This is a genomic window from Streptomyces sp. CA-111067, from assembly GCF_050956065.1.
Lineage (GTDB): Bacteria > Actinomycetota > Actinomycetes > Streptomycetales > Streptomycetaceae > Actinacidiphila.
This window is the reverse complement of the sequence record NZ_CP192103.1, coordinates 3,196,035-3,217,572: the sequence shown is the minus strand read 5'-3', so window position 1 is coordinate 3,217,572 and position 21,538 is coordinate 3,196,035. Positions and strand designations below refer to the sequence as shown.

The window sequence follows — 21,538 nt, the reverse complement described above, 5'->3', positions numbered from 1 at the left end:
TCGCGCCGCGGAGCCTCGCCGGGGTCACGTCTCCGCGAGCCATCCCGCCAGCTTGCCGCCCCGGCCGACAGCCCGGAGCCGGTCCTCGGCAGCGTCCCGCACCGGGTCGGTGGTGACCACGAGCAGCTCGTCACCGCGCCGCAGTGTGGTGGACGGCAGCGGAACGAAGCTGGCCCCGTCGCGCACCACGAGCGTGACCGCGGCACCCGCCGGCAGTCGCAGCTCGCCGACTTCGACGCCGTGCATGCGCGACCCCTTGGGGATGGCGACGGAGAGCAGATGCCCCTGCAGCCGTTCCAGGGGCGCGGACTCGATACCGAGGTCCGCCGCGCCGTCACCGTCGGTGGCGCCGAGCTGAAGCCGTTTGGCCAGCCAGGGCAGCGTCGGACCCTGCACCAGGGTGTAGAAGATCACAAGTACGAAGACGATATTGAAGATCCGCCGGCTGTCGGCGACCCCGGCCACCATGGGAATGGTCGCCAGCACGATCGGCACCGCGCCGCGCAGCCCCGCCCACGACATCAGCGCCTGTTCACGCCACGGAATGCGGAACGGCAGCAGACTGATCACCACTTCGGCCGGCCGCGCGACCAGGGTCAGGAACAAGCCGATGATCAGGGCGGGCACGATGTCGTCGCCCAGCTCGTGCGGTGTGACCAGAAGACCGAGAAGTACGAAAAGGCCGATCTGCGCGATCCAGCCGAGCCCTTCGGCGAAGCCGCGAGTGGCGGGGCGGTGCGGCAGCTTCGCGTTGCCGAGGATGAGCGAGGCGATGTAGACGGCGAGGAATCCCGAACCGTGCGCCATTGCGCCTGCCGCGTAGGCCGCCACCGCGATGGCGAGCACCGCGATGGGATAGAGGCCGGAGGCGGGCAGCGCGACGTGCTTGAGGCCGTAGGCGCCGAACCAGCCCACCGCGAGCCCGATCGCGGCACCGATCAGCAGCTCCAGCACGATCTCGCCGAGCAGGTGATACCAGCTGTCTATCGGCCCGGCAGCCGAGAAGGCGACCACCAAGATCACCACAGGGGCGTCGTTGAAGCCGGACTCGGCCTCCAGCACACCGGTGATGCGTTTGGGCAGAGACACATTGCGCAGCACCGAGAAGACCGCCGCTGCGTCCGTGGACGACACCACTGCGCCGATGATCAGTGCCTGCCGCCAGTCGAGGCCCACCGCATAGTGCGCGGCGCCGGCAGTGATGAGGACGCTCACCACGACCCCGACCGTCGACAGCACCGCGGCGGTCGGCATCACGGGTTTGATCTCGTGCCACTTCGTGCCGAGACCGCCCTCCGCGAGGATCACCACGAGAGCCGCGTAACCCAGCACCTGGGTCAGTGCGACGTTGTCGAAGGTGAAGCCGACCAGGCCGTCCTGTCCGATCGCGACGCCGATGGCGAGGTAGATGAGCAGGGTGGGCAGGCCGCTGCGTGACGCCAGCCGTACGGCGACGACGGCGATGAGTAGAACAGAGGCGCCGATGAGCAGGATCTCGTTGAGATGGTGAACAGTCAGGAGCGCGGTCCTTTCAACTTCGTTGCCCTAGCTAACATTTTACCCTCCCTTGACATTCCAAGGTCAACCGAGGGTCTCCCCGACTCCGCGTCCAGGCCGCACAGCGCCTACGCCTATGGTTGCCCTTGCACAAAGAGCACCTTGATCATCCGGTCCGCCCTGCCCCTCGAAGGACAGCGATGCCCGCACGGAAGAAGTCCCGCCGCCTACGCCTCGTGGTGATCACGGTCGTGCTCCTGCTCGTGGCGGGCGTCGGGTACGGGTCGTACTGGAGCGTCAGTACAGTGCGTGCCTCCTTCCCGCAGACCACCGGCTCGCTGAAGCTCAAAGGCCTGACCGCGCCGGTCGACGTCAAACGCGACGCCAACGGCATCCCGCAGATCTACGCCGACTCCCCGGAGGACCTCTTCCGCGCCCAGGGCTTCGTCCAGGCGCAGGATCGCTTCTACGAGATGGACGTGCGCCGGCACCTCACCTCGGGCCGGCTGTCGGAGATGTTCGGCAAGGGGCAGGTCGAAACCGACGCCTTCCTGCGCACGCTCAACTGGCACGGCGTCGCGCAGCAGGAGTACGACACCAAGCTGGACGCCACCACCAAGAAGTACCTGCAGGCGTACAGCGACGGTGTCAACGCGTACCTGAAGGACCACAGCGGCTCTTCCCTGTCCGTCGAATACGCCGCGCTCTCGTTCAGCAACAACTACAAGCCGCAGCCGTGGACGCCGGTGGACTCGGTCGCCTGGCTCAAGGCGATGGCGTGGGACCTGCGCGGCAACATGCAGGACGAGATCGACCGCGCGCTGATGACCAGCAGGCTCAGTCAGGCGCAGATCGAGCAGCTCTACCCGGCGTATCCGTACGACCGCAACCAGCCGATCATCAGCCAACCGGGCACTGTCGACAAATCTACCGGTGACTACCAGCCCGCGGGCGCATCCGGGCCGCAGGGCCTCAACAGCACGGTGGACGCACAGCTCTCCGGGATCTCGCAGATCATCGACCAGATGCCGGCGCTCCTCGGAACCACCGGCAGTGGCATCGGGTCCAACTCCTGGGTGGTCTCCGGCCAGTACACGACCACCGGCAAACCGCTGCTGGCCAACGATCCGCACCTCGCGCCGCAGCTGCCCTCGCTGTGGTACCAGATGGGCCTGCACTGCCGGACGGTGAGCACCGCCTGCCCGTACGACGTGGCCGGCTACACCTTCTCCGGTATGCCCGGCGTCGTCATCGGCCACAACCAGGACATCGCCTGGGGCATGACGAACCTCGGCGCCGACGTCACCGACCTCTACCTGGAGAAGGTCACCGGCAACACCTACCTCTACGACGGCAAGCAGCAGCCGTTCACGACGCGCAAGGAGACCATCAGGGTCGCCGGCGGCAAGCCCCGCACCATCACGGTGCGCACCACCAACAACGGACCGGTGATCTCCGACCGGAGCGACGAGTTGCGCGACGTCGGGAAGACCGCACCGGTCACCGACCCGCCAGGCGGCGTCAACAGCGGTTACGCGGTCGCCCTGAAGTGGACCGCACTCACCCCATCGAAGACGATGGATGCCGTCTTCCAGCTCGACCGGGCGCAGAACTGGCAGCAGTTCCGCGCCGCGGCGCAGAACTTCGCCGTCCCCTCGCAGAACCTGATCTACGCCGACACCGCGGGCAATATCGGCTACCAGGCCCCCGGACAGGTGCCGATCCGCGCCAAGGGCGTCGACGGCACCTACCCGGTGCCCGGTTGGGACTCCCACTACAAGTGGGGCCCGTCGATCCCGTTCAACTCGATGCCGTACGAGGAGAACCCACCCTCCGGCTACATCGTGACGGCGAACCAACCCGTCATCGACCAGAGCAAGTACCCCTACCTGCTCACCCAGGACTGGGACTACGGCACTCGCAGCCAGCGCATCAACAACCTCATCGTGGCCAAGACCAAAGACGGCGGCCGGATCTCGATGGACGACATGCAGGCGATGCAGGGCGACGACAGCAGCGAGATCGCCCAGCTGCTCGTGCCCTACCTGCTGAAGGTCGACATCAAGAACGACAAGCACGACTACGTGCGCGATGCGCAGAAGCTGCTTGAAGGATGGGATTACAACCAGGACGCGGACTCGGCGGCCGCCGCCTACTTCAACGCCGTCTGGCGCAACGTGCTCAAGCTGAGCGTTGGCAACAAGCTGCCAAAGGAGCTGCGTCCCAAGGGGCAGTGCTTGCGGGTGCTGCCGCCGGGCCAGACCGGTCCCGTCGACAACATCAGCGGGGACACCACCGTGGAGGAGTGCGGCCAGCGTGACCCCGACGAGGCGCAGCCCGACGGAGGCGACCGTTGGTTCGAGGTGATGCGGAACATCCTCCCGGACGAGACCAGCCCGTGGTGGACGATGTCCACGACCGCGTTCTTCACCGGCGACCCCGACCAGTCCAAGCACAGCACCCGCGACGAGTTGCTCGCGCAGGCCATGAAGGACGCCCGCTACGAGCTGACCGCCAAGCTCGGCAAGGACATCAGCACCTGGAGCTGGGGACGGCTGCACAAGCTGGACCTGAAGAACCAGACGCTGGGCACCGACGGGCCCGCCGTGGTCAAGTGGCTGCTCAACCGCGGCCCCTGGCAGCTCGGCGGTGGCGAGGCGGCCGTGGACGCGACCGGCTGGAACGCGGCCGGCGGCTACGACGTCGTGTGGGTTCCCTCGATGCGCATGATCGTCAACCTCGGTGACCTCGACAAGTCCCGGTGGATCAACCTCACCGGTGCCTCAGGGCACGCATATAACGCGCACTACACCGACCAGACGAGCAAATGGGCCAACAACGAGCTGCTGCCCTGGTACTTCACCGAGGAACAGGTCGAGGCGGCCACCAAGGCGAAGATGGCGCTGACGCCGTGAACCGTCCCCCTGGTGCCGAAAACGCCCCCTAGGTGTCGGTTGGCGTCAACCGGTGAAGCGCCACAGTGCGTCCGGTGTCACTGCGGCGTCCACCAAATGGTCGTGCGGTTCGCGCGGCACGCGTTCCACCACCTCGTGGGCGTAGAGCAGCACCATGAGCGCGGGTCGCGTTCCGCCCGCCTCCTGGACGCGGCTCAGCACCCGGTCGTAGGAGCCGCCGCCGCGTCCCAGACGCACCCCGCGGGCGTCGGCGGCGAGGCCGGGCAGCAGGACGGTGTGTGCGGCCGTGACGGCTGCCGGGCCCAGTCGGGGACCCGTCGGCTCCAACAGGCCGCGCCTGGTGCGCTCCAGGGCCTCAGGGCCGCCGTACTCGGCCCAGTCCAGGTCGTTGTCAGGCAGCAGGACGGGCAGCAGGACGCGCGTACCGGCCTGCCGCAGCGAGTCGATGACCGCACGGGTGCCGGGTTCGGTGCCCATCGAGACGTACCCGGCGACGGTTCCGCCAACGCTGAATTCCGGCAGGCCACGTACCCTCTGCAGCAGTGCGGCGTTCGCCGTGTGCCGTTCCTCGGCGGTCAAACCGCGTCTGGCCCGCAGGAGTTCCGCGCGCAGCTGCGCCTTCTGCGCTCCGACCTCACTCACATCACGCACGATTGCCGCCTATCAGCCACAATGAACCAGTATTTCATCTGGTGCTCATTGGTGAACGCTATGGTGCAGTGCATGACGCATTCACCCACCCGGATCAGCAAGGCTGTCATCCCCGCAGCCGGCCTGGGCACCCGCTTCCTGCCGGCGACCAAGGCGACGCCCAAGGAGATGCTTCCGGTAGTCGACAAGCCGGCGATCCAGTACGTGGTCGAGGAGGCGGTCTCGGCGCAGTTGTCCGATGTGCTGATGATCACCGGCCGCAACAAGCGGGCCCTTGAGGACCACTTCGACCGCAACTACGAGCTGGAGGAAGCGCTCACCCGCAAGGGTGACGAGTCCAGGCTCGCCCGGGTGCGTGAATCCAGCGATCTGGCGACCATGCACTATGTGCGCCAGGGCGCCCCCAGAGGCCTCGGCCACGCGGTGCTGTGCGCCGAACCGCACGTTGGGGACCAGCCGTTCGCCGTCCTGCTCGGCGACGACCTCATCGACCCCCGCGACCCGTTGCTCGCCCGCATGATCGAGGTTCAGCAGCAGCACGGCGGCAGCGTTGTCGCCCTGATGGAGGTCGATCCGGCGCAGATCCACCTCTACGGATCCGCCGCCATAGTGCCGACCGCGGACGACGACGTGGTGCGCGTCACCGACCTGGTGGAGAAGCCGGAGGCCGGCCAGGCGCCCTCCTCCTATGCCGTCATCGGACGCTATGTGCTCGATCCCGCCGTGTTCGAGGTCCTCAAGAAGACCGGCCCCGGCCGCGGCGGCGAGATCCAGCTCACCGACGCCCTCACCGAGCTCTCGCACCGCGACGACAACGGCGGCCCGGTGCACGGTGTCGTCTTCAACGGCCGCCGCTACGACACCGGCGACAGGGGTGACTATCTGCGTGCGATTGTCCGACTGGCATGCGAACGTGATGACCTGGGACCTGATTTCCGGACCTGGCTACGTTCGTACGTCGCGGAGGAGTTGCAAGAGTGAGTGATGGCGCCGACCGAGTGTGGTCCGTCTCCGAGCACCTGGACAGCATCCTGGGCCAGTTGAGCCCGCTGGAGGCGATCGAGCTGCAACTGCTCGACGCCCAGGGGTGCGTCCTGGTCGAGGATGTCACCGTGCCCGTCGCCCTGCCACCGTTCGAGAACAGCTCCATGGACGGTTACGCGATCCGTACCGCCGACGTGAAGGCGGCGACCGACGCGCACCCGGCCGTCCTGGACGTCATCGGCGATATCGCGGCAGGCAGTGGCGAACTCCCCACCGTAGGGCCCGGTCAGGCCGCCAGGATCATGACAGGCGCTCCGCTGCCACCCGGCGCAGAGGCAGTGGTTCCCGTCGAGTGGACCGACGGCGGCACCGGCGGCGGCCCGGTCAGCACCATGGCCGCGCACAGCACCGACGCGTCCGCCTCCGGTGGCGAGGTCCGGGTGTACCAGGGCGCGGAGACCGGCCAGTTCGTGCGTGCCCGCGGCAGCGACGTCGCCGCGGGCGAGCTGGCACTCGCCGCCGGAACCGTGCTCGGCCCGTCGCAGATCGGGCTGCTCGCCGCCATCGGACGCGGCACCGTGACGGTTCGGCCGCGGCCGCGGGTCGTCGTCGTCTCGACCGGCAGCGAACTCGTCCAGCCCGGTGAGCCCCTCGGGCCCGGCCGCATCCACGACTCCAACAGCTTCGCGCTCACCGCCGCCGCCCGCGACGCCGGCGCCATCGCGTACCGGGTGGGAGCCGTCGCCGACGAGGTCGAGACGCTGCGCGCCACGATCGAGGACCAGCTGGTCCGCGCCGACATCGTCGTCACCAGCGGAGGCGTCAGCGTCGGCGCGTACGACGTCGTCAAGGAGGCACTGTCGTCCCTGGGCGGCGGGTCGTCGTTCGGCAGCGAGGAGGGCGACGAGGACGCTCCGGAGGGCGGCGGTGCCGACTTCGGCCACGTCGACTTCCGCAAGCTCGCCATGCAGCCGGGCAAGCCCCAGGGCTTCGGCCGCATCGGCCCCGACCGCACCCCGCTGCTCGCCCTGCCCGGGAACCCGGTCAGCGCCTACGTCTCCTTCGAGCTGTTCGTCCGCCCCGTCATCCGCACACTGATGGGCGCCGGAGCCGTTCATAGGGAAGTCGTACGGGCCCGGTGCGTGACGGCGATCGAGCACTCGCCGCAAGGGCGGCGGCAGTATCTGCGCGGTCACCACGATCGGGTGACCGGAACCGTCACAGCTGTGGGTGGTTCGGGCTCGCACCTGGTCAAAGCGCTGGCATACGCCGACGCACTGATTGTCGTACCGGAATCCAGCACCTCTGTGGCGGCCGGCGACGAGGTCGATGTGATCCTGCTGGACTAGTGGTGCGCGCCCGGGCGTGCGGGCCAACGGGCCGGGCGCGGGTGCGTGCCGGTACGGTGTCTGCCCAGGAGACCGCACCGGGAGAACGATGAGCAGCGCGCAGCAGCACCTCACCCACCTCGACGACGCGGGCGCGGCCCGTATGGTCGACGTTTCCGCCAAGGACGTCACCGCGCGCACGGCACGGGCGACAGGGCGTGTCCTTGTCAACCCGCGGGTCATCGAACTCCTGCGTGGCGAGGGTGTGCCGAAGGGCGACGCCGTGGCCACCGCACGGATCGCGGGCATCATGGGCGCCAAGCGCACACCGGACCTGATCCCGCTCTGCCACCCGCTGGTCGTTTCCGGTGTGACAGTCGACCTGGTGGTCGCCGACGACGCCGTGGAGATCGCCGCCACCGTGAAGACCACCGACCGCACCGGGGTGGAGATGGAGGCGCTCACCGCCGTCAGCGTCGCCGCGCTCACCGTGATCGACATGGTCAAGGCCGTCGACAAGGCCGCGGTCATCACCGATGTGCGGGTCGAGGAGAAGACCGGCGGCAAGTCCGGCGACTGGCACCGGCCATGAGTGCGCCGCACGAGCCGCCACCCCCCTCCCGCGAGCCGTCCGCGCCGCAACCGCCGCAGTCTCCGTCGCCCGCGCCCATGCGCGCGCTTGCGATCACCGCGTCCAACCGCGCGGCCGCCGGCGTCTACGAGGACCGGGGCGGCCCGTTGATCGTCGCCGCGCTGGAACGGCTGGGCTTCACCGTGGACGGCCCGCAGGTGGTGCCGGACGGCGACCCGGTGGGGGAGGCGCTGCACCGGGCGGCGGCAGCCGTGTACGACGTGGTCGTCACCACTGGCGGCACCGGCATCTCGCCGACCGACCGCACGCCCGAGGTCACCCGGGCGGCGCTGGACTACGAGATCCCGGGAATCGCGGAGGCGATCCGCGCCGCCGGCCGGGAGAAGGTACCCACCGCCGTACTGTCGCGTGGCGTGGCGGGGGTCCGAGGCCGCACCCTGGTGGTGAACCTCCCCGGTTCGACCGGCGGGGTCAAGGACGGCCTCGCCGTACTCGCTCCGCTCCTGGTGCACGCCGTGGACCAGCTCCGGGGCGGCGATCATCCGACATCGGGTGATCCGACGTCAGACCATCCGACGTCAGACCATCCGACGTCGGATCGTCACACTTCGGACCACCCGACGTCGCACCATCCGACAAGCGCACCACCCACCCCCTCCGTACCTCCAGTCCCTGGGAGACCGAGCTGAACGGGTCCTGGCCGGCCGAACTGGTGGACGGTGACATCACCCTCCGCCCGATCAGGATGCGCGACCAGCGCGCCTGGCGAGAGGTCAACCGGCGCAACCGCGAATGGCTTCGCCCCTGGGAGGCAACCGTGCCGCCCGCGCCCCCCGGGCATGTGGCGCAGCGTCCCACATATCGTCAGATGGTCCGCCACCTGCGCGCCGAAGCCGGCGCCGGACGGATGCTGCCGTTCGTCATCGACTACCAGGGGCGGCTGGCCGGTCAACTCACCGTCGCGGGAATCACCTGGGGCTCTATGTGCTCGGCGCACATCGGCTACTGGGTGGACGAGGCGGTCGCCGGCCGCGGGGTGATGCCCACGTCGGTCGCACTCACCGTCGACCACTGCTTCCGCCGGGTCGGGCTGCACCGGGTGGAGGTGTGCATTCGCCCGGAGAACGCGCCCAGTCGCCGGGTCGCCGAAAAGCTCGGGTTCCGCGAAGAGGGGCTGCGCCCGCGCTATCTGCATATCGACGGTGGATGGCGAGACCATCTGGTCTACGCGCTGACCGCCGAAGAGGTGCCGGAAGGTTTGCTCAACCGGTGGCGGCAGACCAGGCCGGACGCCGCTCACAAATAAAACAATTGTTCGAAAATGAAGCCAATCGCAAAAAATTCTCGGCATATCAACCAGATCGTGCGACACACCGGGCCAAATTGCGTATGGCGTGTCGCGATCACCCCTACCGTGTAGCGCGTGAGCAGTAGCGGCCTCATCTACGCAGTCATCGTCGGGGCCTGGGCTGCCTACCTGGTGCCGATGTGGCTCCGTAGGCAGGACGAGCTCAACGAAGCGCGTCCGACGGAACGCTTCAGCACCGCCATCCGGCTGCTGTCCGGGCGGGCGGCGATGGAGCGGCGCGTCGCGAAGGCGCGAGGTGAGAGCGTCGAGCCCGGGGCCGACGACGTCGAGGACGACCTCGACCCCGCGGGCGCGGTGGACGTCCGCAGCCTTGCCGTGCCCGTGACCGAGGTGCGGCCGGCACCCGTTCGCGCCGCACAGGGTGCCCCGTCCGTCCCCCTGGCGCAGTCGTCCGCCGGTTCCGCCGGCTCGTCGGCCGTGCCCAATCCGCGCGCCAAGGTGCTGGCCCGCCGCCGGCGTACGACCACGCTGCTGTTCGTCGCCTTCACGGTCGGCGCGATCGCCGTGGCCGTCGGCGGCTTCTCGATGCTCTGGGCGCCTGCCGTACCGGCCGTTCTGCTCACTGTCTACATCGGCCAGATGCGCCGCCAGGAGCGGCGCCGCTTCGAGGTGCGGATCGACCAGCGGCACGCGGCAGAGGCGGCGCGCCGGCTGCGGGACCGCCCCGAGCGCCCGGCCCGCCAGGCCCGTCCCGACCACTCGGGTCGCCCCGACCGCCCGGCGTCGGCCGCCGAGCAGCGGCACTCCGCTGCCGCGTCGTCCCAGGCCGCCCCCGTGCCGGCGCCGTCGCCGCGCACCGCCGACCGCCGCGCCCTGGTCGAGCAGACCGACCACGCGGAATGGGTGGACCAGCAGCGCGCCCAGCAGACGGCGGACGACGGCTGGGACCCCGTCCCCGTCCCGCGCCCCACCTACGTCACCGCGCCGGTCGCCCCCCGCACCCCGGGCCGCCCGGACGCCGGCACGCCCGACACCTGGAGCGCGGCCCGTTCCGGCACCACCCCCGCGGCCGACCCCGCGCCCGCCGCGCCGCGCGACCGCGACCAGCAGCCCCCCGCGCGCCGCCCCCGCACCAGCCGGACCCCGCTCTTCGACCAGTACGCAGACCCCGACCGCCCCCGCGCCGCCAACGAGTAACACCGGCCCCCGCCACCCGGACCAGCCCAAATCACGTTCACGACCACCCTTGCCGGGATGCTAGAGTTTTCTTCGTTGCAAGGGCCTGTGGCGCAGTCCGGTAGCGCACCTCGTTCGCATCGAGGGGGTCAGGGGTTCGAATCCCCTCAGGTCCACAACCGGGCCGTTCGCGAGTCGGCTCGTAAACGGTTTACGAGATCCCGCCCGATCGTTTCGATCGGGCGGGATCTCGGCGTTTCGGCGGTCTGTTCAAGGCGCATCCGGACGTGGCCAGTGCCGGTGGCGGTTTGCCTGTCGGTCGTAGGCCTGAGGTTTCGCGGTGGTTCCGGTGCGTGCGGCGGTCTGTGGCTGCCGGCGGCCATGTGTGATCCCGGCTGGTGGTGCTTACGTCTCTCACGTAGTCGTGCGAGTCTCCGGGCCCTCTGGTGGCAGCAGGCAGGCTTCTCGGGGTGTCTGGGCTGCTGATGCAGTGATCGTGACGACTTCGGGGTGGTCGCGCTGTGCGCTGCGCGGCGATGGCTCGTTTGCCGGTGAGGTCGACCACGCCTGGCTGCGGCGCTGGGACGGGGGCGCCTTCGCAGCTCCAACCGTAGAAGGCGCACATCAGGATCGCAGAGGGTGGCCGCCTCCCAACCGATAACTCACCGCTGCCTTGAGGACACCTGACACCGCATGAGGACAACCCGGGGCCGCATCCAAGGGCAGCGCGAAGAGCCGATTGTCAGTGCCTGGTGCCAGGCTCGCTGGGGATGAGAAACGACGTGCGGCTCAGGGACGTCGAGCAAGCCGATCTGGAAGTGTTCTTCGCCCACGAACACGATGCGGAAGCGGTTCGCCGGTCCAAGTTCACTCCCCGGAAGAGGGAGACCTTTATGACCCACTGGGTCACGAAAGTGCTTGGAGACCCGGCCGTTCTCGTGCAGACCGTCACAGTGGACGGCGAGGCAGCAGGGAACATCATGGCCTGGTGGGAGAAGCGCAAGCGCTTCATCGGCTACTGGTTCGGCCCCCAGTACTGGGGGCGCGGCATCGGAACCGAAGCTCTGACGCTCTTCCTGAAGCGGGAAACGACCCGGCCGCTGTTCGCGGATCCCTTCACCGGGAACACCGGTTCGGTCCGGCTGCTGGAGAAATGCGGTTTCCAGCCCGTCGAGACAGTACGACACGGCGAGTACGAGCACATCACGCTCGCGCTTCGCGAGGATCACTGACCGCTACCCCGAGAAGAGCAGCTCAGCCGGGAACCGATCACTCAGCGGGTGAGAGGCGTTCTCTAGCGGCCCTCAAGGCGCCAGCCCAAGGACCCTCGTGACCACCCGCAACACCACTGCCTTGGCCCGCTCAGGAAGAGTTCACGAGATCCCGTCCGATCACTTCGATCGGGCGGGATCTCGGCGTTTCGGGGGCCGGGACGGTGGCATCGGCTCGGGGCAGGTGGCGCGGGTGTGACCGCCGGGACTTCATCCGAGGGCGATGGAATTCCAGGCGGCTGTGACACACCCTTCCTCCCAGTGCCACCACTCTTTGGCCGCACCGTGTTCCAAGAGCTTGCGGATCCGCGGCAGATCCGCCTCCGGCGGGACATCCAGAGCCACCATCCGGTACTGCTCGATTCCCTCACCGGTCGTGCCGAGGCCGTGAAACGTCTCCAGAACGCTCTGCCGGGCGGCCGTTGAACCGTCGTCCTTCAGCACGATCAACCGGATCGTGCAGTGCTCGGAAGCCCGAACCGTCTCCCGGGCCCAGCGGACGCCTTCGTTGTCGGACTCCACCCGTATGACGTCGTCGCTCGCGATCCCGCGTACGAACCACGGAGTGTTGGCCAGTCGCACCGTGCCATCGCCGAGGTCCACCGCCCACAGACTCTCGACACTCACCGGCGGCCACCCGTCGTCGGCCAGGACCATCCTGAAGTGGACCTTCACATAACCGTCTTTGATGCTCGTCACGGCACCATCATCTACTGTCGCTTTGACGCCTGGGCCTCTGGCGGCGGTTGGCCGGGCGTTCGTCTCGCGGACGTCGGACGACTACTGAGCGCTCTCGCCAACAAGGTCTACCGCCCGCATAGGTGAGGGCGTCACCGACCGGCATGCAGGCCGCATACGCCGGGAGGAGGAGTCGTCACAGCCCCAGGATCAGGTCTCGTACAGCGGCGGGCTGAGAGAGGAACGGGTGGTGGCCGGCGTCGATCTCCACGACGCTGCCCGCCCGGCCGGCGTACTCGCGTTGCAGCTTGGCGGGCGTGCCTCCGTCCTGGAGGCAGACGAGGTACGTCGAGGGAACCTGACGCCACGCCGCCGCATTCACCGGCTGCTGGAGGACCGCCAGGCTCTGCGCGGCCGTCCTGTCCGCTGCCTGGCGCTGGATACGCGCGTCGCAGTCCTGGAGGAACGTTCCGGCCAGCGCGTCGAGCCGGACCGTGAAGGTGCCGGCGTCGGGGGCGATGTCGAGGAACGGCGCGGGCTCCTCGCCGCCGAACGAGGAGAGGCTCTGCCCGATCTCGGGCAGATAGCTCGATACGAGCAGTAGGTGGTGGACGGAGTCGATGCCCGCTGCCGCCTCGGCGGTGACGATCCCGCCGTAGCTGTGGGCGACAACGACGGTCGGCTCGTCGCTCGCGGTCAACACCCGCCGGACCGCGGCGACGTCCTTGGCGAGTCCGGGCCCTGCTGCGTCCACCGGCGCACCCGTCTCGCCGCAACTCGGCAGGGCGGGCGCCTCGCTGGCGACACCCCGCTCGGCCAGCAGTTCACCGGTCCGGTGCCACCACCACGAACCGTCCCTGACGCATGCCCCGTGCACGAAAACGACCCGCATCACGACCTCCTCGCCGTTCCTTCGTCCGTCTTCGACAACAGTAGACGTAACAATTATTACGTGAAAAAATGACGCGATGGGCAGGCAACGGCAACCGCAGATCAGGCAGCGGCTTCTCGACGCCTGTACCGACTACTCGCTCGAGAACGGGCTGCCCGACAAGCTCGAGTCGCTGGCGGCCGCCACGGGCACGTCGAGCCGGATGCTGATCTACCACTTCGGGACCCGTGACGGACTGCTCCGCGAGATCCTCGGACAGGCCCGGCAGCGCCAGCTCCAGACGTTCACCGCGCTGATCTCGCTGCGACCGGACGAGCCGTACCCGGCGACCCTCGCCCGCGCCTGGTCCGCGGTCTCCGGGCCGGAGGGCGCGCCCTACTTGCGGATGTTCAACCGGCTGCACGACACCGCGGGAGAGCCCCTCTGGCCCGGGTTCCGGCGGGCCGCGACCACTGACTGGCTCGCGCCGCTGGAGACCGGCATGCGCAGCCTCGGGCGGCCCGAACTGGCCACCGTCGTGCTCGCCGTCATCCGCGGCCTCCTGATGGACCTGGACGCGACCGGCGACACCGCCCGCACGCGCCGGGCCTTCCACGACTTCCTCGGCACGATCGACGGCACCTGACTGTGCGCGCACGCTCACCCGGTCGGAGGTCGTCGCCGACCCCGGGCATTGACTGTCCGGAACGGGACTACGAGCACGGGACTACCGATCGCCCGCAGATGCGGCGCCCACAGAACCGTCACCACTGTGCGCGGTAGGCCAACCGGACACCATGGGCGCGGGTCGGGCGCCGGTGTCGTGATCAGTGGGCAGGGTCGAGCAGTGCGCTCAGCAGCTGCTCGGGCGCCTCGACCTGCGGCAGGTGGCCGGTACGCGGGAGCAGCGTGAACTTCGACGACGGGATCGCGGCCGCGAAGGCGCGCCCGTACTGCGGTGTGACGATGCCGTCGCTCTCGCCCCACAGCACGTGGACGGGGAGGTCGAGGCCGCCGAGCCGGTCGGCGAGGGTCGGGTCGAACATGGTCGGGCCGGCGTAGCCGATCAGCGCCCGCACGTCAGGGCTCGGCCCGTTGCCGCCGCCCGGCGCGGCGGGCGCCTTGCTCGGGTCGTGGAAGGAGTACGACCTGATCTCGGCCGGCGCGAGGCCGCGGACGTCGGTCATCGGCCGGCCTTCGACCTCGATGCCCACCCCGTCGATGATCACCGCGCCGCTGACCCGCGGGCTGCCCAGCAGGGCTATCTCGGCGGCGAGCCAGCCTCCGAAGGAGTTGCCGACCACCGTGACGTCGGTGAGGTCGAGCTCGTCCAGCATCGTGACGTACGCCTGCGCCAGCGCGGCGACGCCGGTGAGACCCGCGGCCTTGGGCGTGCCGCCGAAGCCCGGGTGGGTGGGCAGGAGCACCCGGGAGCGGGTGCGTTCGGCGAGCAGGTCGGCGAAGCCGGCCATGGTGGCCACGCCGCCACCGCCGTGCAGGAGCAGGAACGTCCGGGTGCGGTCGCGGTCCTCGAACGTCACCTCGACCGGGCCGGTGGCGCCGCCCTGGAGCGTGCGGGTCTCGGTGGTGATCTGGGCGCTGGTGGGGCGAAGGGTGCCGGTCGTGGTGGGGGCGGTCATCTTTTCCTTCTTACGTCGGGCTTCGCGGTCGGACTTGCGGCGGCGTTCGTCGCGAACAACATAAGGAAGCTTATATCAGCATCAGGATATAAGGAAGCTGTCTTTCAGGGGATAGGATGGGCGGCATGAAGTACCGTCCGGCCGAAGTCGCCCTGGCCGTCAAGCGCTTGCAGTACCGCCACCACCGAGCGCTGAGCCGGGCCCTGGCGCCACTCGACCTCTCGCTCGTCCAGTGGGACACCCTGCGCCACCTGCATCGCAAGCCCGACGCGTCCCTGCACGACCTCGCCGTGCTGACCTTTCAGACCGACCAGTCCTTCGGCTCGCTGGCCACCCGGATGGCGGATCGCGGACTGATCGAACGGGTACCGGGACCGGGCCGCGCGGTGCGGCACCGGCTCACCGAGAAGGGCGCGCGGCTCCGCGCCGAGGGTCAGGACGCCGTGGACGTCGTCCTCGAGTCCTCGTTCAACGGTCTGTCGCCCGCCCAACTGGACCAGCTGGGCGAGCTGCTGGACATCACGCTCGGCCCCGACCCGACGGCGTAGCGGCGCGGGCTCGCCGGCCGACGGCCGTTGCCGCGGCCAAGCTCAGGGCGTCGAGCGGACTCAGCCCCGCGCGGTCGCCTCCGCCGCCGAAACCGACGCAGTCTGTGCCGCCTTCGCGGCGGCGGTGAGCTGCGCGCTGGTCGGCGCCGGGTGGGGGAGGGGGTGGGCGGCTTCCGGGCGCAGGCCGTCGATGATCAGCGCGAGATAGCGCCGCCACAGTTCGGGCGCGGCAGCTGCGACGGGTGCGGCGGCCTGGCAGGCGGCGCCGAGGAGCAGCACGATGTCCGCTCCGGTGACATCGTCGCGTACGGCCCCCTGGCGCCGCGCCCGGTCGGTGAGCGCCTCCGCGGTCCGGGAAAGTCGCGCGCTGGCGGCGCGGACGGCGGGATCGGTGCGGGCCACGCCGTTGGCGGCCTGACAGAAGGAGCGGTCGCGGGTCTGCAGCTCCACGCCCGCGGTCATGAAATCGGACAGCGCGGCGGCCGGGTCGGCCGCGTCGAGCAACGCCGTGCCGATCGACGTCAGCTCGTCGAGCTGGTCGCAGAAGATCGCGGCGACGAGCTGCCCCTTGGTGGCGAAGTGCCGGAAGACCGTGCCCTTGCCGATCCCGGCCCGTGCGGCGATCTGCGCGATCGACGCGTCCATGCCCTGTTCGGCGAACGTCGCAGCTGCGGCGTTCAGCAGCACCCGCCGGTTGTGCGCGGCGTCGGCGCGCAGTCGTTCCGGCGGTGACGTCGCGGTCATCCTGGCTGGCTCCCCGCTCGTCTCGGATTCGTCGCACTGCACCTCTAGTTGTACGACGATACCGGAAGCGGACCAGGTGGTCAGGTTAGGTGCTACGTTCTGAATAACGTGACCACCTGGTCCGTTTATAAGGTCGGCAACGGCCGCAGCTGTGAGGGCGGGGACGCTTGATGGACGGCACGATGAAGGCAGTGGTTGCCCGGGACTACGGCTCGCCGGAGGTGCTGGCCGTCGCAGAGGTGCCGGTTCCGCTGCCGGGACCGGGCCAGATCCAGGTGCGGACGGCGGCGGCCGCGCTCAATCCCGCCGACCTCAGATCGCTCAGCGGTGTGCTGGCGGGGCTGGCGCCGCTGCGGTTCCCGCACATACCGGGCAGCGACTTCGCCGGTAGGGTCACCGCGATCGGCGCCGGGGTCGACCGGTTCGCCGTGGGGGACGAGGTGTTCGGAACGGCGCTGCCTCGCGAGACCGTCCAGATGGCGTCGATGTTCGCCGCCCCGCCGTCGCTGACCACCGGGACCGTCGCCGAATACGCCGTCCTCGAAGCCGATACCCCCGCGCTCGCGCTGCGCCCGGCCGCCTTGGCCGCCGATCGGGCGGCCGCGCTGCCCATCGCCGGTCTGACCGCGTTGGCCGTGCTGCGGGCGGGCCGGTTCCAGCCCGGCGAGAGCGTGTTGGTCGTCGGCGCGACCGGTGGCGTGGGCAGCGCGGTGGTGCCGCTGCTGGCCGCGGCGAAGGTGCATGTGGTCGCTACCGCGGGCGCGGCCGACGAGGCGTACGTACGGGGCCTGGGCTCGGCGGAGGTGATCGACCGTCATGCCGCCGACCTCGTCGCCGAGGCGGTCCGCCGCCGGCCGGACGGCTTCGACGCGCTGGTCAACACCGCGCTTCCCGGCAGCCGGCTGGTGGACGCCGGCCGACTACTCCGACCGGGTGGCCGGCTGCTGAATGTCGCCTTTCCCAGCCCGGACCCCGGCGACTTCGACGGTTGCGACTTCACGTTCGAGACCGTCTACGGCGGCGCCCGGCTCGGCGACCTGGACGAACTGGCGGCCCGCGCGGCCGACGGAACGCTGCCGGTCTCCATCGGCCGCCGCTACCGCCTGGAGGAGGCGCCGCGCGCCTACCGCGATCTGGTGCGGGAGCACACCCGCGGCAAGCTGGTCGTGGTCATGGGCGCGTAGGTCATATAGGCGCCCGGCAAGCTGGCGGCGGCGCCGGGGTCGGCCGCACCGTCAACACCGCGGGCGCGCACTCACCCGGTCCGAGGAACAGCGTTTCGGCGCCGGCGCCGTCAACCTGCCGCCCCGTACGTCACCCTCGCCACGACGTCATGTGACCTGAGCCACAGCCCATCGTGGAAATAATCCCGCCCGGCGAGAGCTTGATATTTCAAGATCATACGAGGGGGAGTCACCATGTCGGGTGAGGCAGTAAGCCAGATTGAGGGACGTTCGGCCGGCGCACCGGCGGCAGTTGCGGTCGCCGCCGAAATCCGCACCAAGGTGCGCGTTCCGCTGAGATTTCTCGACGGCTGGGAGACGACCGCCGATGTGTTCACCTTCACCGGCCTGGCGGATGGCAAGGAGCACCTGGCGCTCGGGCTCGGCGATTACCGGCGGGCCGGCGTTCCGCTGGTGCGCCCGCATTCGGAGTGCCTCACCGGTGACGTGTTCGGTTCCGAGCGCTGCGACTGTGGGCCGCAGTTGCGCGAGGCCGCCGAGCGGATCGCCGAGCACGGCGGTTATCTGCTGTATCTGCGTCAGGAAGGCCGCGGCATAGGGCTGTACGCCAAACTCGACGCCTATGCGCTGCAGGACGAGGGTCTGGACACCTACGAGGCCAACCTCGCGCTCGGTCGCGGCGAGGACGAGCGGGACTACACCGCAGCCGCCCAGATGCTGACCGCACTGGGCGTGACCGGCATCCGGCTGCTGAGCAACAATCCCGACAAGGAGCGGCAGCTGGCGGCGCTCGGCACCGAGGTGGTCGAGCGGGTGCCCACCGGTGTCCACCTGTCGGCGGCCAACGTGCGCTATCTGCGGGCGAAGGTCGAGCACACCGGCCACACCCTGGCGCTGCCCGCCTGAGCCCGCCCCCGGCGGACGCGCGGCGCCGTGGACGGGTTGTCGGGAGCCGACATACAAGCGCGTGATACGTCCCACGATCGAAACGGTGGCGTTTCGTTCGTGGGTCGTCTACTCTCTAGGTGTACGACATCGTTTCGCTAACGGGTCGGACGGTTCGGAACGGCGCCTGACGGTGTCGCTACGTTGCCGCCCCGACACCGTAAGCTGCCGTGCGGATTCGTTCGGAGAAGGGAGCAGGACATGACGGCACAGGCGGCCACACCGGCCTCACGTCGTACTCGCCTGACCCCCGAGCGCGAGCGGGAGCTGTACGAGGCGGTCGTCGAGCTGTTGCGCGAGGTCGGCTACGAGGCGCTGACCATGGACGCTGTCGCCGCCCGTACCCGGTCGAGCAAGGCCACCCTCTACCGCCAGTGGAAGGGCAAGCCGGAACTCGTCGCCACCGCGCTGCGGCACTCCAAGCCGGTGTCCATGTCGGACATCGACACCGGGTCGCTCCCGGGCGACCTGCACGAGCTGGTCCGCTGTCACGACCAGACCGAGACCAAACGCGACCAGGAACTCATGCGAGGCCTGGCGCACGCCGCCTTCCAGAACGAGGACCTGTTCCGGGCGCTGCGCGAGCTGCTCATCGAACCGGAGCTGGACAGCTTCCGGCTCCTGGTGCAGCGCGCGGTGGACCGCGGCGAGCTGGCGGCCGACCGTCCGGCGAGCGAGTTCATTCCGCACATGCTGTTCGGGGCCGCACTGGCGCGGCCCATCATCGAAGGTGTCGATGCCGATCCGGAGTACAGCCACCGGTACATCGACGCCGTGGTCGTCCCCGCGCTGGGTCTTCAATAAGCCCGGCATCTGATCACCTGAGACCTCATCGGGTCGAACTGTAATCACATAAGCATTCCCAGCGCTCGTTTCAACTTACTGCGTCACCGCTCCACCTGACACGCCGCTCTCGTCGTCGGGCTGGTTCCTCGCGCCCAATTCCGACTTCTTCCGACGGGAGTCCATGCCCTCATGGCTACTTTCCTCTACAAACTTGGCCGGTTCGCGTTCCGGCGACGGCGTTATGTCGTCCTGGTCTGGATAGGCCTGCTGGCGCTCGCCGGTGTCGGCGCCGCCACCGCGCCGTCCGCGCCGAGTGACAACTTCACGGTGCCGGGTACCGAGGCGCAGCAGGCATTCGATCTGCTGCACGAACGGTCACCCGGGTCGAATGCGGACGGCGCCGGCGCTCGTATGGTTTTCAAGGCGCCCAATGGTCAGACGATCACCGCGGGCGCCAATCGCGCGGCCGTCGAGAAGGTCGTCACCGATCTGAAGAACAGCCCGCAGAAGGCGACCGTGGGTGACCCGTTCGCCGACGGCGGCGACGCCGTCAGCAAGGACGGCCGCACCGCGTATGCGACCGTCACCTATGACGCGAAGTCCACCGCCATCACCGACGCCACCCGTCACTCCATCGAGGACGCGGCGCAGGACGGCCGGGACGCCGGGCTGACCGTGGAGACCGGCGGCGACGCGCTGCAGGCGTCACCCGAGACCGGCAACAGCGAGGTCATCGGCATCGGCATCGCGGCCGTCGTTCTGATGATCACATTCAGCTCGCTGGTCGCCGCCGGACTGCCGCTGCTCACCGCGATCATGGGTGTCGGCGTCGGCATCGCGTCCATCACGGCGCTGGCCAGCACGCTCGGCCTGTCCAGTACGTCATCCACCCTCGCGTCGATGATCGGACTGGCGGTCGGCATCGACTACGCGCTGTTCATCGTCTCCCGGCACCGGCACGAGCTCATGGAGGGCCGGGACGGCGAGGACGCGGCCGGGCGGGCGGTCGGCACGGCGGGCTCCGCGGTGGTGTTCGCCGGTCTGACCGTGCTCATCGCGCTCGCCGGCCTCGCCGTCGTCAACATCCCGATGCTGACGAAGATGGGCCTGGCGGCCGCGGGCACCGTCGCCGTCGCGGTACTGATCGCACTCACCCTCATCCCCGCGCTGCTCGGCTTCGCCGGCCCCAAGGTACTCACCCGCAAGGTGCGCAAGGGCCGCGCGGCCACCGACGGCAAGCCCAATCGCGGTACTCGCTGGGCCCAACTGGTGGTAAGGCGCCGGGTTCCGTTCCTGATCGCCGGCGTGGTGGCGCTCGGCCTGGCCGCGATACCGGTCACCAGCATGCAGCTCGGCCTGCCGGACGACGGCTCGCAGCCGGTCAGCACCACCCAGCGCAAGGCGTACGACATGCTGTCCGACGGCTTCGGCCCCGGCTTCAACGGGCCGCTCATGGTGGTGGTGGACACCGCCCACAGCGCCGACTCCAAGGCGGCGGCGCAGCAGGTCAAGCAGACCATCGCCGGCTTCCCGGACGTCAAGACGGTGCACGAACCGTCGTTCAACGCCAAGGGTGACACCGCGACCCTGTCCGTGGTGCCGGACTCCAAGCCGAGCAGCTCGCAGACCGAGGACCTGGTGCACGACATCCGCGGCCATTCGGGTGGGTTCACCGAGGCCACCGGGGCGCACGTACTGGTGACCGGCACCACTGCGATGAACATCGACGTCTCGCAGAAGCTCAACGACGCCCTGGTGCCGTATCTGGCGCTGGTCGTCGGGCTCGCCTTCCTGCTGCTGATGGTGGTGTTCCGCTCGGTGCTGGTGCCGCTGAAGGCCGCATTCGGCTTCCTGCTGTCGGTGCTCGCCGCACTCGGCGCAGTGGTGGCGGTTTTCCAGTGGGGCTGGCTGGCCGGTCTGATCGGCGTTGAGCAGACTGGTCCGATCATGAGCATGATGCCGATCTTCATGATCGGTGTGGTCTTCGGACTGGCGATGGACTACGAGGTCTTCCTTGTCACCCGGATGAGGGAGGCGTACGTTCACGGCGAGTCGCCACGTCAAGCCGTCGTTACCGGATTCACCCATGGCGCGCGGGTGGTCTCGGCCGCCGCGGTCATCATGATCAGCGTCTTCGCCGGGTTCATCGGCTCCTCGGAGTCGATGATCAAGATGATGGGCTTCGGGCTCGCCATCGCCGTCGCCTTCGACGCGTTCATCGTCCGTATGACCATCGTGCCGGCGGTGCTCGCACTGCTCGGCCGCGGCGCCTGGTGGCTGCCGCGCTGGCTCGACCGGGTGCTGCCCAACGTGGATGTCGAGGGCGAGCAGTTGCGCAAGAGCCTGGTGGTGGCCGGCCACACCGTGCCGCAGGGCGCCGCGGACGACGACCGTGAGTCGATTCGGGTCTGATTGGTTG

General features: G+C 69.3%; 20 protein-coding genes and 1 tRNA gene. 15 read left to right on the top strand and 6 right to left on the bottom strand.

From position 1 onward, the window contains the following. Window positions 1-24: 24 nt before the first annotated feature. The gene (locus ACQPW6_RS13925) at window positions 25-1,518 is read right to left on the bottom strand and encodes a potassium/proton antiporter (protein ID WP_433894526.1); all 1,494 of its coding nucleotides are present in this window, start codon (window positions 1,516-1,518) and stop codon (window positions 25-27) included. Window positions 1,519-1,697: 179 nt separating this feature from the next. Here ACQPW6_RS13925 and ACQPW6_RS13920 point away from each other — a divergent pair, with 179 nt between their 5' ends. Beyond that, entirely contained in the window at window positions 1,698-4,412 is a 2,715-nt protein-coding gene (locus ACQPW6_RS13920) for a penicillin acylase family protein (protein WP_433889920.1), read from the top strand. 45 nt (window positions 4,413-4,457) lie between these two features. Here the strand turns inward: ACQPW6_RS13920 and ACQPW6_RS13915 are convergent, their stop codons facing one another. Beyond that, window positions 4,458-5,054 carry a 5-formyltetrahydrofolate cyclo-ligase gene (locus tag ACQPW6_RS13915; protein WP_433889919.1) on the bottom strand — a complete coding sequence of 199 codons (597 nt, stop codon included), beginning with the start codon at window positions 5,052-5,054 and terminating at the stop codon, window positions 4,458-4,460. Between the two features lie 81 nt (window positions 5,055-5,135). Between ACQPW6_RS13915 and galU the strand changes: the two genes are divergently transcribed. The 8 genes from galU to ACQPW6_RS13875 all read left to right on the top strand — a co-directional run bounded on the left by galU (window position 5,136) and on the right by ACQPW6_RS13875 (window position 11,684). After that, a complete protein-coding gene (gene galU / locus ACQPW6_RS13910; protein WP_433889918.1) occupies window positions 5,136-6,044 on the top strand; it encodes a UTP--glucose-1-phosphate uridylyltransferase GalU in 909 nt (302 codons plus the stop codon). Further along, window positions 6,041-7,396 (top strand): molybdotransferase-like divisome protein Glp, encoded by a 1,356-nt coding sequence (glp, locus tag ACQPW6_RS13905; protein WP_433889917.1) that lies wholly within the window; start codon window positions 6,041-6,043, stop codon window positions 7,394-7,396. The genes galU and glp overlap by 4 nt, the downstream gene beginning before the upstream one ends. An 88-nt stretch (window positions 7,397-7,484) precedes the next feature. Further along, entirely contained in the window at window positions 7,485-7,967 is a 483-nt protein-coding gene (gene moaC / locus ACQPW6_RS13900) for a cyclic pyranopterin monophosphate synthase MoaC (protein ID WP_433889916.1), read from the top strand. Between the two features lie 77 nt (window positions 7,968-8,044). Continuing rightward, window positions 8,045-8,656, top strand: coding sequence for a MogA/MoaB family molybdenum cofactor biosynthesis protein (locus ACQPW6_RS13895; RefSeq protein WP_433889915.1), 612 nt, complete (start codon window positions 8,045-8,047; stop codon window positions 8,654-8,656). Further along, entirely contained in the window at window positions 8,653-9,273 is a 621-nt protein-coding gene (locus ACQPW6_RS13890) for a GNAT family N-acetyltransferase (protein WP_433894525.1), read from the top strand. The genes ACQPW6_RS13895 and ACQPW6_RS13890 overlap by 4 nt, the downstream gene beginning before the upstream one ends. Before the next feature lie 117 nt (window positions 9,274-9,390). Beyond that, on the top strand, window positions 9,391-10,473 hold the full coding sequence (sepX, locus tag ACQPW6_RS13885; RefSeq protein ID WP_433889914.1) for a divisome protein SepX/GlpR: 1,083 nt from the start codon (window positions 9,391-9,393) through the stop codon (window positions 10,471-10,473). Window positions 10,474-10,554: 81 nt separating this feature from the next. Then, a tRNA-Ala gene (locus ACQPW6_RS13880) sits at window positions 10,555-10,628 on the top strand. A gap of 594 nt (window positions 10,629-11,222) precedes the next feature. Continuing rightward, on the top strand, window positions 11,223-11,684 hold the full coding sequence (locus tag ACQPW6_RS13875; protein ID WP_433889913.1) for a GNAT family N-acetyltransferase: 462 nt from the start codon (window positions 11,223-11,225) through the stop codon (window positions 11,682-11,684). Between the two features lie 249 nt (window positions 11,685-11,933). On the opposite strand, the gene ACQPW6_RS13870 is transcribed toward ACQPW6_RS13875, so the two are convergent. Both ACQPW6_RS13870 and ACQPW6_RS13865 read right to left on the bottom strand, forming a co-directional pair. After that, the gene (locus ACQPW6_RS13870; protein ID WP_433889912.1) at window positions 11,934-12,422 is read right to left on the bottom strand and encodes a DUF4265 domain-containing protein; all 489 of its coding nucleotides are present in this window, start codon (window positions 12,420-12,422) and stop codon (window positions 11,934-11,936) included. A 175-nt stretch (window positions 12,423-12,597) separates the two neighbouring features. Beyond that, window positions 12,598-13,293 carry an alpha/beta hydrolase gene (locus tag ACQPW6_RS13865; protein ID WP_433889911.1) on the bottom strand — a complete coding sequence of 232 codons (696 nt, stop codon included), beginning with the start codon at window positions 13,291-13,293 and terminating at the stop codon, window positions 12,598-12,600. A gap of 76 nt (window positions 13,294-13,369) precedes the next feature. Between ACQPW6_RS13865 and ACQPW6_RS13860 the strand changes: the two genes are divergently transcribed. Next, window positions 13,370-13,918 (top strand): TetR/AcrR family transcriptional regulator, encoded by a 549-nt coding sequence (locus ACQPW6_RS13860; protein WP_433889910.1) that lies wholly within the window; start codon window positions 13,370-13,372, stop codon window positions 13,916-13,918. A gap of 181 nt (window positions 13,919-14,099) precedes the next feature. On the opposite strand, the gene ACQPW6_RS13855 is transcribed toward ACQPW6_RS13860, so the two are convergent. Then, on the bottom strand, window positions 14,100-14,912 hold the full coding sequence (locus ACQPW6_RS13855; protein WP_433889909.1) for an alpha/beta fold hydrolase: 813 nt from the start codon (window positions 14,910-14,912) through the stop codon (window positions 14,100-14,102). 125 nt (window positions 14,913-15,037) lie between these two features. Between ACQPW6_RS13855 and ACQPW6_RS13850 the strand changes: the two genes are divergently transcribed. Then, window positions 15,038-15,460: a MarR family winged helix-turn-helix transcriptional regulator gene (locus ACQPW6_RS13850; RefSeq protein WP_433889908.1), complete on the top strand. Its 423-nt coding sequence runs from the start codon at window positions 15,038-15,040 to the stop codon at window positions 15,458-15,460. 60 nt (window positions 15,461-15,520) lie between these two features. On the opposite strand, the gene ACQPW6_RS13845 is transcribed toward ACQPW6_RS13850, so the two are convergent. Beyond that, window positions 15,521-16,204, bottom strand: a complete 684-nt coding sequence (locus ACQPW6_RS13845; RefSeq protein WP_433889907.1) for a TetR/AcrR family transcriptional regulator — start codon at window positions 16,202-16,204, stop codon at window positions 15,521-15,523. Window positions 16,205-16,386: 182 nt separating this feature from the next. Between ACQPW6_RS13845 and ACQPW6_RS13840 the strand changes: the two genes are divergently transcribed. The 4 genes from ACQPW6_RS13840 (at window position 16,387) to ACQPW6_RS13825 (ending at window position 21,531) form a co-directional block, all read left to right on the top strand. Then, window positions 16,387-17,388, top strand: a complete 1,002-nt coding sequence (locus tag ACQPW6_RS13840; protein WP_433889906.1) for an NADP-dependent oxidoreductase — start codon at window positions 16,387-16,389, stop codon at window positions 17,386-17,388. A gap of 234 nt (window positions 17,389-17,622) precedes the next feature. Then, the gene (locus ACQPW6_RS13835; RefSeq protein ID WP_433889905.1) at window positions 17,623-18,294 is read left to right on the top strand and encodes a GTP cyclohydrolase II; all 672 of its coding nucleotides are present in this window, start codon (window positions 17,623-17,625) and stop codon (window positions 18,292-18,294) included. Between the two features lie 240 nt (window positions 18,295-18,534). After that, window positions 18,535-19,137 carry a TetR/AcrR family transcriptional regulator gene (locus ACQPW6_RS13830; RefSeq protein WP_433889904.1) on the top strand — a complete coding sequence of 201 codons (603 nt, stop codon included), beginning with the start codon at window positions 18,535-18,537 and terminating at the stop codon, window positions 19,135-19,137. A gap of 171 nt (window positions 19,138-19,308) precedes the next feature. Beyond that, window positions 19,309-21,531 carry an MMPL family transporter gene (locus ACQPW6_RS13825; protein WP_433889903.1) on the top strand — a complete coding sequence of 741 codons (2,223 nt, stop codon included), beginning with the start codon at window positions 19,309-19,311 and terminating at the stop codon, window positions 21,529-21,531. Window positions 21,532-21,538 lie beyond the last annotated feature (7 nt).

Excerpts from the sequence above, each read along its gene's own strand:
- ACQPW6_RS13855 (WP_433889909.1), bottom strand. The coding sequence starts at position 14,912 with ATGACCGCCCCCACCACGACCGGCACCCTTCGCCCCACCAGCGCCCAG.
- ACQPW6_RS13825 (WP_433889903.1), top strand. The coding sequence starts at position 19,309 with ATGGCTACTTTCCTCTACAAACTTGGCCGGTTCGCGTTCCGGCGACGG.
- ACQPW6_RS13835 (WP_433889905.1), top strand. The coding sequence starts at position 17,623 with ATGTCGGGTGAGGCAGTAAGCCAGATTGAGGGACGTTCGGCCGGCGCA.
- ACQPW6_RS13875 (WP_433889913.1), top strand. The coding sequence starts at position 11,223 with ATGAGAAACGACGTGCGGCTCAGGGACGTCGAGCAAGCCGATCTGGAA.
- ACQPW6_RS13840 (WP_433889906.1), top strand. The coding sequence starts at position 16,387 with ATGAAGGCAGTGGTTGCCCGGGACTACGGCTCGCCGGAGGTGCTGGCC.
- ACQPW6_RS13830 (WP_433889904.1), top strand. The coding sequence starts at position 18,535 with ATGACGGCACAGGCGGCCACACCGGCCTCACGTCGTACTCGCCTGACC.
- ACQPW6_RS13850 (WP_433889908.1), top strand. The coding sequence starts at position 15,038 with ATGAAGTACCGTCCGGCCGAAGTCGCCCTGGCCGTCAAGCGCTTGCAG.
- ACQPW6_RS13865 (WP_433889911.1), bottom strand. The coding sequence starts at position 13,293 with ATGCGGGTCGTTTTCGTGCACGGGGCATGCGTCAGGGACGGTTCGTGG.
- ACQPW6_RS13895 (WP_433889915.1), top strand. The coding sequence starts at position 8,045 with ATGCGCGCGCTTGCGATCACCGCGTCCAACCGCGCGGCCGCCGGCGTC.
- galU (WP_433889918.1), top strand. The coding sequence starts at position 5,136 with ATGACGCATTCACCCACCCGGATCAGCAAGGCTGTCATCCCCGCAGCC.
- moaC (WP_433889916.1), top strand. The coding sequence starts at position 7,485 with ATGAGCAGCGCGCAGCAGCACCTCACCCACCTCGACGACGCGGGCGCG.
- ACQPW6_RS13920 (WP_433889920.1), top strand. The coding sequence starts at position 1,698 with ATGCCCGCACGGAAGAAGTCCCGCCGCCTACGCCTCGTGGTGATCACG.
- ACQPW6_RS13860 (WP_433889910.1), top strand. The coding sequence starts at position 13,370 with ATGGGCAGGCAACGGCAACCGCAGATCAGGCAGCGGCTTCTCGACGCC.
- ACQPW6_RS13845 (WP_433889907.1), bottom strand. The coding sequence starts at position 16,204 with ATGACCGCGACGTCACCGCCGGAACGACTGCGCGCCGACGCCGCGCAC.